Source organism: Streptomyces sp. NPDC059256 (assembly GCF_042753785.1).
Taxonomy (GTDB): domain Bacteria; phylum Actinomycetota; class Actinomycetes; order Streptomycetales; family Streptomycetaceae; genus Streptomyces.
Window position 1 is genome coordinate 372,906 of record NZ_JBHYZO010000003.1, and the last position, 14,427, is coordinate 387,332.

Here is a 14,427-nt window from a genome sequence, read left to right on the forward strand (position 1 = left end):
GGGGGGGGGGGGGGGGGCGGCGCGGGGGCCGGTTTTTTTTGTGTGCCCCGGCCCCCCCCCCCGGGGGGGGGGGGGGGGGGGGCCCCCGCGGGGGGGGGGGGCCCCCCCCCCGGTATCGGTGTCCTGCGTCAGACCGCGGCGTCCCTGGCCTGCGCACGGGCTGCGCGGGCCAGGTCGTCCCGGGCTTCTAGCACGAGTCGGCGCAGTGCGGCCGGTGCGTCCTCATGGGCGGCGAGCCACGCATCGGTTGCCGCCAGCGTGCCTTCGGCGTCCTGGAGGGAGGGGAACAGCCCGCGCACCACGTCCATGCCGATCTGGATGGACCGCTCCTGCCACACCCGCTCGATCACCTCGAAGTACTTCGCGGTGTAGGGCGCCAGCAGCTCCCGCTGCCCCGCCTGGGCGAATCCCGAGATCGTCGCGATGACCAGCGCATTGGAGAGCGTGTCCGATTCCACCATCTGCTCCCATGCCGCGGCCTTCGCCTCGGCCGATGGGCGGGCGGTCAGACAGCGGACCTCATGGCGCTTGCCGGACGCGGTGTCGTCCCGGGCCAGCTCCGCGGCGATGACGGACTCGTCGGCCACGCCCTCGGCGGCCAGCGGCTCCAGGAACGCCCAGCGCATCTCCTGGTCCACGTCCAGACCGTCGATCCTCGCCGTCCCCGCGAGGAGCCCTTCGAGCAGTTGGAGATCGGCCGCCGAGCGGGCAGTCGCGGCGAAGAACCGTGCCCAGGTGAGCTGGTGCTGACTGCCGGGCTCCGCGAGCCGCAGCTCGCGCAGGGCACCCTCGGCGAGCAGTCGGCCGCCCTCCTCGCGCCAGGCGGGGGCCGCGTAGTGGACCAGGGCGGTGTGGGTCCAGGTGTGGAGCATCTGGAGCACACCGATGTCGCTCTCGCGCCCCGCGAACCGCAGCACCAGATCGACGAAGTCACGCGTGGGGACCAGGGCGTCCCGGGTGAGGCTCCACAGCGCCGACCAGCACAGGGCGCGCGCCATCGGGTCGGCGATGTCGCCGAGGTGGGCCCGCAGGGTCTCCAGCGAGCCCTCGTCGAAGCGGATCTTGCAGTAGGTGAGGTCGTCGTCGTTGACGAGGACCAGATCGGGGCGTTCGGTGCCGGCGAGCTCCGTGACGACGGTCCGGGCGCCCGTCACGTCCACCTCGGCCCGGGCATAGCGGACCAGTCCCGGTTGGGCACCCTCGTAGCGGTAGAGGCCGACGGCCACCCGGTGGGGGCGCAGTACATCGCCGTCCTGGAGGATCGCGAGTTCGGTGATCCTGTCGGCCGCGTCGTAGGTCGCCACCGGGGTCAGTGCGTTGACGCCGGAGGTCTCCAACCACGAGCGCGACCAGGCGGTCATGTCCCGTCCGGAGGTCTCCTCCAGGACGGAGAGCAGGTCGGCCAGCCGGGTGTTGCCGTAGGCGTGCCGCTTGAAGTAGCGGCGCGCGCCTTCCAGGAACGCTTCTTCGCCGGCGTAGGCCACCAACTGCTTCAGTACGGAGGCACCCTTGGCGTAGGTGATGCCGTCGAAGTTCAGCTTCGCGTCCTCCAGGTCGCGGATGTCGGCCGTGACCGGATGGGTGGAGGGCAACTGGTCGGCGCGGTAGGCCCATGCCTTGCGGTTGTTGGCGAAGGTGATCCAGCCGTCGGTGAAGCGGGTGGCGCCGACGATCGCGTACGAGCCCATGAAGTCGGCGAACGACTCCTTCAGCCACAGGTCGTCCCACCAGACCATGGTGACCAGGTCGCCGAACCACATGTGTGCCATCTCGTGGAGGATGGTGTTGGCGCGGCGCTCGTAGGACGAGCGGGTCACCTGGCCCCGGAAGATGTACTCCTCCCGGAAGGTCACACACCCCGGGTTCTCCATGGCGCCGATGTTGTACTCGGGCACGAACGCCTGGTCGTACTTGCCGAACGGGTACGGATAGTCGAACCGGTCGTGGAAGAAGTCCAGGCCCTGCTTGGTGATGAGGAAGATGTCGTCCGCGTCGAAGTGGCGGGCGAGCCCCTTGCGGCACATCGCGCCCAGCGGGATCTCCAGCACGGTCCCGTCGGGGAGCGCACGGGTGTAGAGATCGGTTTCGTAGTGGTACGGGCCGGCGACGACGGCGGTGATGTACGTGGAGATCGGCTTGGTCGCGGCGAACCGCCACACGCCGTCCTTCGCGCTGGTCGACGGGTCCTCGGCGGGGCTGTTGCTCCAGACCGTCCAGCTCTCCGGGGCGGTGACCTCCAGCAGGTAGGGGGCCTTGAGGTCGGGCTGCTCGAAGTTGGCGAAGACGCGTCGGGCATCGGCCGGCTCGTACTGCGTGTACAGGTAGACCTCGCCGTCCTCCGGGTCGACGAACCGGTGCAGCCCCTCACCCGTACGGCTGTAGGCGCACTGGGCGTCCACCACCAGGACGTTCTCGCGGGCCAGTGACTCCAGCGCGATCCGGGAGCCGTCGAAGACGGCGGACGGGTCCAGGGCGCTGCCGTTCAGCGTGACCGAGGTGACGGAGGGGGCGATCAGGTCGACGAATGTCGAGGCGCCCGCCTGCGTACTGCGGAAACGGATCGTCGTCACCGATCGGAAGGTGTGCGGGTCCGCCGTGCCTCCCGACTGTCCATCGACGGCGGAACGCAGGTCGAGGCTCACCTCGTATCCGTCGACGGACAGCAGCTCCGCCCGCTGACGGGCTTCGTCGCGGGACAGATTCTCACCGGGCACGGGCACTCCTTCGTGGCTCGTTCGAACAGGACCGATCCTGCCATGTGCACCTGGCAGCCGGTATCCCGGGAATCGGTCGGTGGCCGGGCGCGTTGTCGCGTTCAAGCGCCCGGTGCGCTGCTATCTGGTTCTGGCTGAGTTGTTCTGTGTTTGTTCTGTGGTGTCCCGATGAGGAGATGCATGTCCGAGAACGGCAAGACCCCGGTGGACTTCTGGTTCGATCCGCTGTGCCCCTGGGCCTGGATGACCTCCCGCTGGATGTTGGAGGTGGAGAAGGTCCGCGACGTCCAGGTCAGCTGGCATGTGATGAGCCTCGCCGTGCTGAACGAGGACCGTCTCGACGAGCTGCCCGAGGGATACCGCGAGCTGCTGAAGAACGCCTGGGGCCCGGTACGCGTGGTCATCGCCGCCCGGGAGCTGCACGGCGCCGAGGTGGTCGGCGACCTCTACACCGCGCTCGGCACCCGTTTCCACAACCGTGGGGAGGGTCCGAGCAGGGAGGCGATCGTCGGCGCCCTGGAGGATGTGGGCCTGCCGGTGGAGTTGGCCGACTACGCCGACCGGGACACCTATGACACCGAGCTGCGCGCCTCCCACAAGGAGGGCATCGACAAGGTGGGCCAGGACGTCGGCACCCCCGTGATCGCGGTGCCCGGCGCGGACGGCGAGCAGATCGCCTTCTTCGGTCCGGTCGTCACTCCCGCGCCCAAGGGGGAGGAAGCGGCGAAGCTCTGGGACGGCACGCTGCTGGTGGCGTCGATCCCCGGTTTCTACGAGATCAAGCGGACCCGTACGGCGGACCCGTCGTTCGACTAGGTCGTGTCTGACGGCCACGACCGGGGGCACGGCCCAGGAGTCCAGGAGTATGGATCGGGACCGCTGCCCCGCCCCCGCCGCTCGTCCGGCTGACTTCGTACGGGAGGCGGGGCACACCGCCTACGGACGGTCCGCAGGACAGGGCCCCGCGGTTGGTCCGCAGGACAGGGCCCCGCGGTTGGTCCGCAGGACAGGGCCCCGCGGATGGTCACGAAGGAACGGAAGTGCCCCACGAGTCACGTCCTCGTGGGGCACTTCCTCTTTTCCGCCTGCGCGTGAAGGGTGAGAAGACGATCACGGGCAGGACGCGCGGCCGGGCCCCGCGACGGGCCCGGCTGGGTACTGCGGTCAGGGGGCGATGAGCGGGGTGCGCTCCTGGGCCTCGGCGTAGCGCTTGGCCACGTCCTGCCAGTTGACGACCTCCCACATGGCGTCGATGAAGTCGACCTTCTGGTTCTTGTACTGGAGGTAGAAGGCGTGCTCCCAGGCGTCGAAGACCAGGATCGGCACCGAGCCCTGGCCGACGTTGCCCTGGTGGTCGTAGATCTGTTCGACGATCAGTCGACGGCTGACCGGCTCATAGGCGAGTACGCCCCAGCCCGAGCCCTGCGTCGTCGCGGACGCCTTCGTCAGCTGGGCCTTGAACTTCTCGAAGGAGCCGAAGGACTCGGCGATGGCGTCCGCGAGTTCGCCGACACCGTCCTTCTCCAGCGGCTCGCCGCCGCCGTCGCCGGTCATGTTGTGCCAGTAGATGCTGTGGAGAATGTGTCCGGAGAGATGGAAGGCAAGGCTCTTCTCCAGGCCGTTGATGGCCCCCCAGGACTCTTTGTCACGGGCCTCCGCGAGCTGCTCAAGGGTGTCGTTGGCGCCCTTGACGTATGCGGCGTGGTGCTTGTCGTGGTGCAGCTCGACGATCTGCGGATTGATCACCGGTTCGAGCTCGGTGTAGTCGTACGGCAGATCAGGAAGTGTGTAGATGGCCATTGCTCCGGTCCCTCCGACTGCTTATTGCGCATCTTATGCAAGTGCACGTTAGCAGCAGCATGGGGCCCTCGCAGATCAGGCATTGGACCTAGGTCATTGGTGCCGTACCGGCCCTCGCGAGCACCGCCAGATCCGGGAAATCCGTCACCACCGCGTCCACCCCGAGCCCGAAGTGGAGGGCGTACTCACCGAATGCGTCGCCGAACTCCCAGGCCGCGCCCTGCCGGCGGAAGTCGCCGCTCAGATAGGCGTTTTCCGCGCGGAACGTGTACGCGCCGACCTTCAGGCCCGCCGCATGCGCATCGGCCAGCAAGGGGGACGGGGGGAGGACCGACGCCTTGTCAGGTCCGATCCACCGCGCATAGCGGGCGATCTCCCGCAACCCGTCCGGCGTTCTCATCCGGGCGTACGTGGTGTCGTGGCCGAACGGCCCGCCCGTGGTGCCCAGCGCCTGCCACAGCGGCAGTCCGAGCCCGGCCGCGGCGAGCCGTCGCAGGCTCGACGGCTCGAAGGACTGGACGGTGCACTCGGCGGGACCGAGGCGGTTGCGCCGTACGGCGTGCACCACCGCCGGTTCCAGCGGCAATCCGATGGAGCGGAAGTAGCCGGGGTGCTTGAGTTCGGGGAAGAGGCCGATCGGGCGCCGGTGGCGGCGGGCGAGGCGCCGGGTGAGGTCGATGACGTCCTGGAAGGTCAGGATCGGCGACCGCCCGTCGAAGACCGTGTTGCGGTTGCGCAGCACGGGCAGCCGTTCGACGGTGCGCAGCGTGGCGAGTTCGGCGAGGGTGAAGTCCTCGGTGAACCAGCCGTGCACCCGTCGGCCGTCGATCACCTTGCTCGTTTCCCGGGAGCGGAACTCCCGGTGTTCCCGTACGTCCGTGGTCTGCGAGATCTCGTTCTCGTGCCGCACGACCAGGACCCCGTCCCCGGTCGCCACCAGATCCGGTTCGAGCCAGTCCGCCCCGACGGCCGCGGCCAGGGCGTAGGACTCGGCGGTGTGCTCGGGCCGCCAGCCGGGCGCTCCGCGGTGTCCGATGACCAGGGGCCGCCGCCGTCCACCGCCGTGCGCCCGAGCCGGGTCCGTTCGGGTGGTTGCCGCCGCCCCCGCGGCCAGGAGCACCGAACGCCGCCCCGGGGCGATCGCCACGGCCGCGCGCCTAGGAGGCTCGGGCCAGGGCACGGGCCGCGGTCAGTTGCTCCAGATGGTCCTCGTACGCCTTCGCGTAGAACACCGCCCGTGCCGGGTCCGGCTCCACGACCTCGACCGGGGCGGTCCAACGCGCGGTGTCCAACTCGGCGCCGCAGCGCCGGGCGGCGGAGAGGACCGCGCCGCGCGCTCCCACCTCACCCTCGGCGATGCGCAGCGGCCGACCGAGCACATCGGCGAACAGGCGGGTCCACGCCGAGGAACGGGTCCCACCCCCGCACAGCGTCGGCGAACCGGTCAGCCCGGCCGCCTCCAGGCAGTGCCGGGCCGCGAAGCCGATGCCCTCACAGACCGCCCGCACCAGGTCCTCGCGGGTCGTCTCCAGGGACACTCCGGTGAACTGGGCCCGCAACCTCGGTTCCACGAAGGGCGCCCGCTCGCCGGACGGGGCGAAGTAGGGCAGGGCCCGCACCCCGCGGGCGCCTGGGGTCGTCGCGTCCAGTACGGCGTTGACCTCCGAGTGGGACACGCCCGTGATGCCGAGCACCCAGTCGAGCGCCGCCGTCCCCACCATCGCCGGCATCGCCCGTAGCCACTGCTCCCGCCGGTCGATGGAGATGTGCAGCCCGGCGGGCTCGCCGGCCAGGTCCAGTTCGCGCGTGACGACGAGCGCGGCCAAGCAGGTGCCCACGATCAGTAGTCCGTCGCCGGGCGAGGTGACCCCCGCGCCCTCGGCACAGGCCGCCAGATCGTAGGGGCCGCTGGTGACGGGCGCTCCGGAGGGCAGTTCCGCCACCGCGATCGGGTCGCTGATCGCGGGCAGCAACCGGCGCCGGTGGGCGAGTCCGAGCGCGGCCACCACCTCATCGCTGTAGTTGCGGGTCCGCGGGTCGAGGAAGGGCATCGACGCATCGGAGACATCGGTCGCCCGTACCCCCGTCAGCCGTTGGAAGACCATGTCCTTGCAGGAGACGGCGGCGGCTGCGGCATCCAGCGTGGCCGGCTCGTAGCGGTCCAGCCACGCGAGCACCGGGCCGGGACAGCCGGGGAACACGGCGCTGCCCGTGCGTCGGTACACGGTGTCCACGATCCCCGCCGCCTGCCACTCCTCCACCAGGTCCCTGGCCCGGCCATCCATCCAGGAGATCGCGGGCCGCACCCCCCGCCCCGACTCGTCCACCAGCCAGACCCCGTCGCCCTGTCCGGTGAGTCCGACGAGCGCGGGCTGCCCGATGCGTGCGGTCAGCGCACTCGTCACCTCCTGGACCGCGCCGTACACCTCGTCCATGTCCTGCTCGACGCGTCCGTCCTGGATGTCGAGGCGCAGCGGGCGCGACTCGGTGTGCAGGGGTTGTCCGTGCTCGTCGAAGGCGACGGCCTTGACCATGGACGTGCCCGCGTCGATCCCGATGAAAGCCGTCATCGCGCCCCTCCCGGTTCATGGGTTTCGCGCGAGAGTCTTCCCCGGCGGCCCGCCCCGGGCACGGACCCGCGCCCGAACTGTCCCCTGGCCGGCCCTAGGTCGGAGCGTGGCGCGGCATTTATCCCGGGCAGAAAAGGGGCACGGCGCCGGTTCCGGGCGGGAAAGGGGCACAGCGGCTGGTTCCGGGCAGGAAAGGAGCCCGGCACCGGCCCGGGCAGGAAGGGCGCGGGGCCGAGGCCGAAGGCCCCCCAACAGACCCTCGGCTCCGGCCCCGCAGTGGCCTCCACCGGTCCGCACATCGCCGGACGGAGGCAGGTTCAGCGGCGGAACGCCCCTCTCAGGGCGCTGCCCGACCTTTCTTCTCAGCAGCTCGTGAAGGCCCTATGCCAGGGCGTTCGCGGGCGCCTCACCCCTGGCGTACCGCACCACCTCAGCCGCCGCGATCCTGGCCGCCTTCCGCGCCACCGACTGGCTCGCGCCGGCCACGTGCGGGGTCAGCACCACGTTCGGCGTCGACAGCAGTCGAGCGCCCGGCCGCAGGGGCTCCTCCTCGTAGGTGTCGAGGGCGGCGGCCCCCAACTGTCCGCTGTCCAGCGCGTCGCACAGGGCCTCGGTGTCCACGAGACCCCCACGGGCCGCGTTCACCAGCACAGCGCCCCGGGGCAGCATCGACAGCTCACGGGCTCCGATCAGTCCCCGGGTCTGGGGGGTGAGCCTGGCGTGCAGGGTCAGCACCTGGGACCGCGACAGCAGCGCCTCCAACGACGGTGTGCGGATGCCCCGCACATCGCCGCGCACATACGGGTCGTAGACCTCCACCTCGGCACCGAACGCGCCCAGCACCCGTGCCACCCGGCTGCCCACAGCCCCGTAGCCGATCAGCCCCACGGGGGTGTCCTCCAACTCCAGGCCGCTGCGCTCGTATGTGTAGTACGAGCCGTCCCAGCCGCCGGACCCGGTCAGCGAGCCGTGCGCCTCCGGGATGCGGCGCAGCGCCGAGAGCATCAGCCCGATCGTGAACTCGGCCGTCGCCGCCGCATTGCGGCCCGGTGCGTAACAGACCCTCACCCCGCGCTCCCTGGCCGCGTCCGCGTTGACGTTCACCGGTCCGCCGCGGCAGACCGCGATGAGTTTGAGGTCCGGGGCCGCTTTGAGGACCCGTTCGGTGAAGGGGGCCATCTGAGTGATGCACACCTCCACCCCGTCCAACGCTCGGATCAGCGCGTCCTCCACATCACTGGCCTCTTCGACTTCGCTGACCTGCCCGAACGGCTCGATCGGCCAGGGCAGGGTGAGCTCGGTGAGCTCCAGCGAGGAGTCGGCGAGGTCGTGGCGCAGGGCCTCGGCGATCAGGGAGTTGCGGACGAAGTGGTCGCCGGCAGCCAGGACTTTCATGCAGTTCCTCCGCGTGATCGTTCGCGAGATCGTTCATGGCCTGTGCTCGGGGTGGACTAGAGCTCGCCCAGCGCGCAGACCTCATAGGGGATCTGGTGTTCGTCGAGTTCGCGCAATGCGTCGGCCGGTGCACCGTCGTCGATGAGCACCAGGTCGAAGCGGGAGAGCGGGGCGAGCCGGTGCAGCGCGGTCCGGCCGAGCTTGCTGTGGTCGAGCAGGAGGATGTTCCTGGCCGCCGAATCGAGCATGGCGCGCTTCACGGACACGATGTGCTGCTCCTGGTGGTACGCGAACCCTGCGGACGCCGCCGACGTCGAGGTGAAGGAGATATCGGCCCGCAGCGACTGCACGGCCTCCATGCACGAGACCCCGAGGAAGGAGGAGTGCAGCGGATCGTAGTCGCCCCCGAGCGCAATCAGACGGATGCCGCGCTCGGTGGAGAGCAGGGTGAGTGCCTCCAGGAAATTGGTCACCACCGTCAGCGGGGCCATCCCGCCCAGCCGTCGGGCCAGTTCCAGTACCGTCGACGAGTCGTCGAGCATCACCGCCATGCCCGGTTCAATGAGATCCAGTGCCCGTGCCGCCACGGCCGCCTTCTCCCGGCGCATCGATTTCATGCGGTACGCCACATTCGATTCGAAGACCCCGGACGGCTGCGCGGTGACGCCGCCGTGGAACTTGCGGACGACCCCCTGCCGCTCCAGTTCGTCCAAATCGCGGTGCACGGTCATGAGGCTGACTCCGAACCGCTCGGCGAGTTCCGCAGCGGCGGCCTCGCCCCGCGCCAACACATGGTCGGCTATCGCCTCCCTGCGTAACGCGGGGCGTTGCCGTCCCATCCGACCTCCCACGCCCGATGGCCTGAATCGCCTCAGAGCTTGAGTCAGCCAAAGGGGGGCGTCAATCCTTCGCGCAGCGGTTTTTCGCGGCGCAACATGAGAACTTCTCATAAAGCAACGTGAAAAGGGTTATGGCTTAAGGGGAAGTTATGTGGATGGGCATCGACCTCGGCACGCAGGGTGTTCGCGCGATGATCGTGGACGACGAGGGCACCGTCCACGGCAGCGGTTCGGCACCCCTGGCCTCCCACCGCGCAGGCGACCGCCATGAGCAGTCGTCCGACGACTGGTGGACCGCGGTCGTCGGTGCCTCCCGGGCCGCGCTCCGCGACGGGCACCGCCCCCGGGCGCTCGCGATCTGCTCCACATCGGGCACGGTCCTGCTCACCGATCGCCATGGCCGGGCCACCACCCCTGCCGTGATGTACGACGACGGCCGCGCACCGGGTCGCGGCCCCGGCCGGGCCCTGTGGCTGCGGTCGGCGTACGGGCCCGGGCGGGTCACCCACCAGGCGGACCTGATCGCCTCCCGACTCGCCGGCCGCCCGCTGCCCACGGACTCCAGCCATGCCCTGAAGACGGGGTACGACCCCGAACACGAGGTCTTCGACACCCCCGGCCTACCGGCGGCGGACCTGCCCGACGTGGTGCGGCCCGGCACCGTCATCGGCGAGGTGGACCGGGCCGCTGCCGCCGCGACGGGCATCGCGGCCGGGACCGCGATCGTCGCCGGGATGACCGACGGCTGCGCCGCGCAGATCGCCTCCGGCGCGCTGAGTGTGGGCTCCTGGAACGCCGTACTGGGCACCACCCTCGTCCTCAAGGGGGTCACGGCCACGCCCCTGCGCGATCCGTCAGGCGTGGTCTACAGCCATCGTTCACCGGACGGTGTCTGGCTCCCCGGCGGTGCGTCGAGCGTCGGCGGCGGAGCACTGCGGGCCGCGTTCCCGGAGGCCGATCCCGCGTCCTTCGACACCCTTGCGGCGGCGTACGAGCCGGCGGGAGCGGTGGCGTACCCGCTGGTCGGGCAGGGCGAGCGCTTTCCCTTCCTGGCACCCGACGCAAAGCCGTTCGTCCTGGGTGCCCCGAGGTCGGACGGGGAGTTGTGGGCGGCGCTGCTCCAGGGCGTCGCGCTGGTGGAGCGGCTGTGTCTGGACTATCTGGATCTGTTGGGAGCGCCGGTGGACGCGGCGCTGACGTGTACGGGCGGCGCGGTCCGCAGCGCGTACTGGACCCGCTTGCGCGCGGAGGTGTCGGGCCGGACCATGCGCGTGCCCTTCTGTGCCGAACCGGCTCTCGGCATGGCGGTCCTGGCCGCGTACGGCGTCGAGGGGACGGCTTCGCTCGCGGCGGTGGCGCGGCGCATGGTCCGGCCGGGGGAGGAGTTCGCACCGCGCGGGGGCGGCCGGTTCACCGAGCCCTATCTGACGCTGGTGGCGGAGTTGGAGCGGCGCGGCTGGCTCCCGGGGCCGGTGGCGGCGCACGCCCGGGCCCGTACGGAGAAGACCCACGCCTCATGCACGATGGACCGGGCCGACCCGACTGACCCGTCCGACCCGACCGACCGGATGGACCCGACCGACCCGTCCGACCCGGCCTGAGTGTCCGGTGACCTTCGACGGCCCTGCGGCGGGCGGTTTGCGATGAACCGTACCGGTACAGCGGTTCATTGGGGGAAAGGTGATCGACGGATGAGGGAGTCCCCATGAGCGCGACGCTGTTGCTGGCCCGACACGGCCAGACCGTCTGGCACGCGGAGAATCGCTATGCGGGCGTCAGCGAGGTGCCCCTCACGGACGAGGGGCGGGACCAGGCCCGTCGGCTCGGCCGCTGGGCCGCCCGTACTCCGATCGACGCGATCTGGACGTCGACGGTCTCCCGGGCGATCGTGACCGCGGAACCGGCCGCCATGGCGCTCAATCTCGTCCCGCAACGTGAACATGACCTCCGGGAGTGTGATTTCGGGGTGATGGAGGGGCGCACGCTCGCCGAGTTCGCGTCCGAGCAGCCCGAGGCCGCGGCGGCGTTCACCGCCGACCCGGTGGCGCATCCGTTTCCCGCTGCGGAGGACCCCCGGGCGGCGGCGCTTCGGGGAGCGGGGGCGCTGCGCCGGATCGCCCGGGAGCACGACGGCGCCCGGGTGCTCGTGGTGGCGCACAACACGCTGCTGCGGCTGGTGCTCTGCGAACTGTTGTCCCTTCCCCTGCGCAACTATCGGCGGACCTTTCCGGCGTTGCGCAATACCGCGGTGAGCGAAATCCGTCTGGGACATGACGAGTGTGCACTGCTATCGCTCAATGTGCCGTGCGGCTAGGACATGCGCTCATTTCTGGTGGTACTCGGATGTAACCCGCCTCATGCGTTTTCATAAGGGTAAAGGCGTGTTTTCGTATCACCGGTGATGGGGCGGGCCCGCTGGAAACCCCGCTGATTTCTGACCGCCGTGAAGCGAATTTCTGACCGCAGTGAAGCGAAGTGCCCCTCGGTCGGTGTTCTGTCGCGAGGCGCTGCCTTTCGCCGCGCGATCGGTGCTGGCGGAGCCGCCGTGCCCGCTGTGCTCAGTCCGTGGAAGCCTCGGCCGTGGCGGCGGCCCTGCGCGCCCCGGCCGTCTGCCGTGCGTATCCGATCGCCGCGAGCGCGAGCGTCAGCCCGCCCGACGACAGCAACTGGGTCCGGGTGTCCGACTCCCTGGCCATCAGGACGAAGACCGCCGCCATCCCGGCCAGCGCCACCCAGGTCAGGACCGGGAACCACCACATCCGGACCACGAGTCGCGACGGGTCCTCGCGCTCGGTCCTGCGGCGCAGGATCAGTTGGGAGATCGCGATGAAGATCCAGACGATGAGGATGATCGCGCCGACCATGTTGAGGAGCCACATGAAGACGTCGTCCGGCCGCCAGTAGCTGAGCAGCACGCATCCAAAGCCGACGACCGACGAGAACAGCACGGCGGCCCGGGGCACTCCGCCCGATGCCCGGCCCAGCGCCTTCGGGCCCTGACCGCGGGCGACCAGGGAGCACGCCATCCGGGAGGCGCCGTAGATGTTGGCGTTCATCGCGGAGAGCAGGGCGATCAACACGACCACGTTCATGATCTGACCGGCGCCGGGAATCCCGAGGTGGTCGAGGGTCGCCACGTAGGGCCCCTTCTCCACGACCTTCGGGTCGTTCCACGGCACCAGCGTGACGATCACCGCCATGGAGCCGATGTAGAAGACGGCGATCCGCCACATCGCCGTCCGTACGGCCTTGGCGACCCCGCGCACCGGGTCCTCGGACTCGGCCGCCGCGATGGTGACCGTCTCCAGACCGCCGTACGCGAAGAGGGATGCGAGCAGACCGACCACCAGACCGTCGACGCCCATCGGCAAAAAGCCGCCGTCGCCGGAGAGGTTCGCCGTGCCTGGAGCGTCCGTGCCCGGCAGCAGTCCGGTGATCGCGAGGCCACCGATCACCAGGAAGAGGATGATCGCCAGAACCTTCAAGGCGGCGAACCAGAACTCGAATTCACCAAAATTCTTGACGGCCGCGAGGTTCGTGACGCAGAAGACCAGCATGAACAGGGCCACCCAGGCCCACTCGGGCGTGCCCGGCATCCAGCCCGTCATGATCTTGGCGGCGCCGATCGCCTCCAGCCCCACGGCCACGCAGAGCAGGAACCAGAACGCCCACCCCGCGGTGAATCCCGCCCAGGGCCCTATCGCCCGTTCGGCGTGCACCGAGAACGATCCGGAGGCGGGGTTGGCCGCGGACATCTCGCCCAGCATCCGCATGACCAGCATCACGAGCAGCCCGGACAGGGCGTACGCGATGACGATGGACGGCCCCGCCTTGGCGATGCCGGCGCCCGATCCCACGAACAGTCCGGCGCCGATCACCCCGCCGAGGGCGATCATCGACAGATGGCGCTGCTTGAGTCCGTGCGAGAGCGTCACGTCGTCCGGGCGGCGATCGACGGGCGGAGGCGCGGAGGTCCGAGACATGGAAGTGCCCTGTTTCCTTGGCAGCGATGGTGCGGCAGGTGATGCGCAAGTTTGAGCATGGTGCCCGGTAACAGGGAACGTATGTCCGCTATACGGGCACGAATTTTACACAAGGTGTCCACCCGTCTACCCGGCCAAGACGGGGACGAACGTAGGAGCGCTTTAGTGAAAACCTACAGACGCCATGGTTGAGTGCCGTCGGACGAAGGCGGCCCCACCTCAGTGACGAGGGTCACGCCTCCGGGTGCGTGTACCGGCGAGTTTGTTCACTTCCAATGAAGCAGTCCCATCGCCCTTGTCGGTGGCTGACGGTGAACGATCGTTCGCCTCTGGGCTACGGTCACTGTGCTTCACCGATTCCTTGCTTCTCCCTACACCTTCCCTCGCCCCGCGGAGTCCCGATGAGCACTGCCACAGCCACCTCACGTCCGGGCGCGGTCCTCGCGGACCTGCTGCCCGCCTCCCGCACCCGGGACATTGCCCTCGTGCTCGGGGGTGCCGCGCTCACGGGCATCGCCGCCCAGATAGCGCTCCCGATCCCCGGCTCCCCGGTCCCGGTCTCCGGCCAGACGTTCGCCGCCCTCCTGGTCGGCACCGCACTCGGCGCCCAGCGGGGCCTGCTCTCGCTCCTGCTCTACGCGTTGGCCGGCATGGCGGGCGTGCCGTGGTTCGCGGAAGGCGCGTCGGGCTGGTCGATGCCGTCCTTCGGCTACATCCTCGGCATGCTGCTCGCCGCCACCGTCGTGGGTGCCCTCGCCCGTCGCGGGGCCGACCGTTCCGTCCTGCGGATGGCCGGCACGATGGCCGTCGGTTCCGTGATCATCTACGCGGTCGGTGTGCCCTATCTGGCGCTCTCCACCGGGATGACGCTCTCCCAGGCGATTGCCGCCGGTCTGACTCCGTTCCTGATCGGCGACGCCCTCAAGGCGGCCCTGGCGATGGGCGCGCTCCCCACCGCCTGGAAGCTGCTCGGCCGCCGCGGCTGAGCAGCGGACCCCGGCCTTCGGGCCGCTGCGGACAATGAGCGAGGCGCGGGGGGGGGGGGGGCCCCCGCGCCCCCCGGCGGGACGTGGGGGCGGGGGCGGAGAAGGGGGGGGGACCCGGGGCGGGCGCGGGGCCCCCGGCC

11 protein-coding genes are annotated in these 14,427 nt (G+C 70.2%); 4 read left to right on the plus strand and 7 right to left on the minus strand.

Annotated elements, in window-relative coordinates; translation table 11 throughout:
- Nucleotides 1–128: 128 nt before the first annotated feature.
- A complete protein-coding gene (gene pepN / locus ACFXJL_RS09625) occupies nucleotides 129–2,714 on the minus strand; it encodes an aminopeptidase N (protein WP_384690798.1) in 2,586 nt (861 codons plus the stop codon).
- A 180-nt stretch (nucleotides 2,715–2,894) separates the two neighbouring features.
- Between pepN and ACFXJL_RS09630 the strand changes: the two genes are divergently transcribed.
- A complete protein-coding gene (locus tag ACFXJL_RS09630) occupies nucleotides 2,895–3,530 on the plus strand; it encodes a DsbA family protein (RefSeq protein WP_358880823.1) in 636 nt (211 codons plus the stop codon).
- A 348-nt stretch (nucleotides 3,531–3,878) separates the two neighbouring features.
- Here the strand turns inward: ACFXJL_RS09630 and ACFXJL_RS09635 are convergent, their stop codons facing one another.
- From ACFXJL_RS09635 to ACFXJL_RS09655, 5 genes are all read right to left on the minus strand, one after another.
- The gene (locus ACFXJL_RS09635; protein WP_384690802.1) at nucleotides 3,879–4,514 is read right to left on the minus strand and encodes a superoxide dismutase; all 636 of its coding nucleotides are present in this window, start codon (nucleotides 4,512–4,514) and stop codon (nucleotides 3,879–3,881) included.
- Between the two features lie 88 nt (nucleotides 4,515–4,602).
- Entirely contained in the window at nucleotides 4,603–5,661 is a 1,059-nt protein-coding gene (locus tag ACFXJL_RS09640; RefSeq protein WP_384690805.1) for a glycerophosphodiester phosphodiesterase family protein, read from the minus strand.
- A gap of 10 nt (nucleotides 5,662–5,671) precedes the next feature.
- Nucleotides 5,672–7,084, minus strand: a complete 1,413-nt coding sequence (locus tag ACFXJL_RS09645) for an FGGY family carbohydrate kinase (RefSeq protein ID WP_384690808.1) — start codon at nucleotides 7,082–7,084, stop codon at nucleotides 5,672–5,674.
- Between the two features lie 381 nt (nucleotides 7,085–7,465).
- Entirely contained in the window at nucleotides 7,466–8,479 is a 1,014-nt protein-coding gene (locus ACFXJL_RS09650; protein WP_358880820.1) for a 2-hydroxyacid dehydrogenase, read from the minus strand.
- Between the two features lie 56 nt (nucleotides 8,480–8,535).
- Nucleotides 8,536–9,318 carry a DeoR/GlpR family DNA-binding transcription regulator gene (locus tag ACFXJL_RS09655; protein ID WP_358880819.1) on the minus strand — a complete coding sequence of 261 codons (783 nt, stop codon included), beginning with the start codon at nucleotides 9,316–9,318 and terminating at the stop codon, nucleotides 8,536–8,538.
- A 149-nt stretch (nucleotides 9,319–9,467) separates the two neighbouring features.
- On the opposite strand from ACFXJL_RS09655, the gene ACFXJL_RS09660 reads away from it, so the two are divergent.
- Together ACFXJL_RS09660 and ACFXJL_RS09665 are read left to right on the plus strand one after the other, a co-directional pair.
- Nucleotides 9,468–10,919: an FGGY-family carbohydrate kinase gene (locus tag ACFXJL_RS09660; RefSeq protein ID WP_384690812.1), complete on the plus strand. Its 1,452-nt coding sequence runs from the start codon at nucleotides 9,468–9,470 to the stop codon at nucleotides 10,917–10,919.
- A gap of 104 nt (nucleotides 10,920–11,023) precedes the next feature.
- Nucleotides 11,024–11,632: a histidine phosphatase family protein gene (locus ACFXJL_RS09665; RefSeq protein ID WP_384690815.1), complete on the plus strand. Its 609-nt coding sequence runs from the start codon at nucleotides 11,024–11,026 to the stop codon at nucleotides 11,630–11,632.
- Between the two features lie 244 nt (nucleotides 11,633–11,876).
- Here the strand turns inward: ACFXJL_RS09665 and ACFXJL_RS09670 are convergent, their stop codons facing one another.
- Nucleotides 11,877–13,301 (minus strand): amino acid permease, encoded by a 1,425-nt coding sequence (locus ACFXJL_RS09670; protein ID WP_384690818.1) that lies wholly within the window; start codon nucleotides 13,299–13,301, stop codon nucleotides 11,877–11,879.
- Between the two features lie 401 nt (nucleotides 13,302–13,702).
- On the opposite strand from ACFXJL_RS09670, the gene ACFXJL_RS09675 reads away from it, so the two are divergent.
- A complete protein-coding gene (locus ACFXJL_RS09675) occupies nucleotides 13,703–14,287 on the plus strand; it encodes a biotin transporter BioY (protein ID WP_329018930.1) in 585 nt (194 codons plus the stop codon).
- Nucleotides 14,288–14,427: the final 140 nt, after the last annotated feature.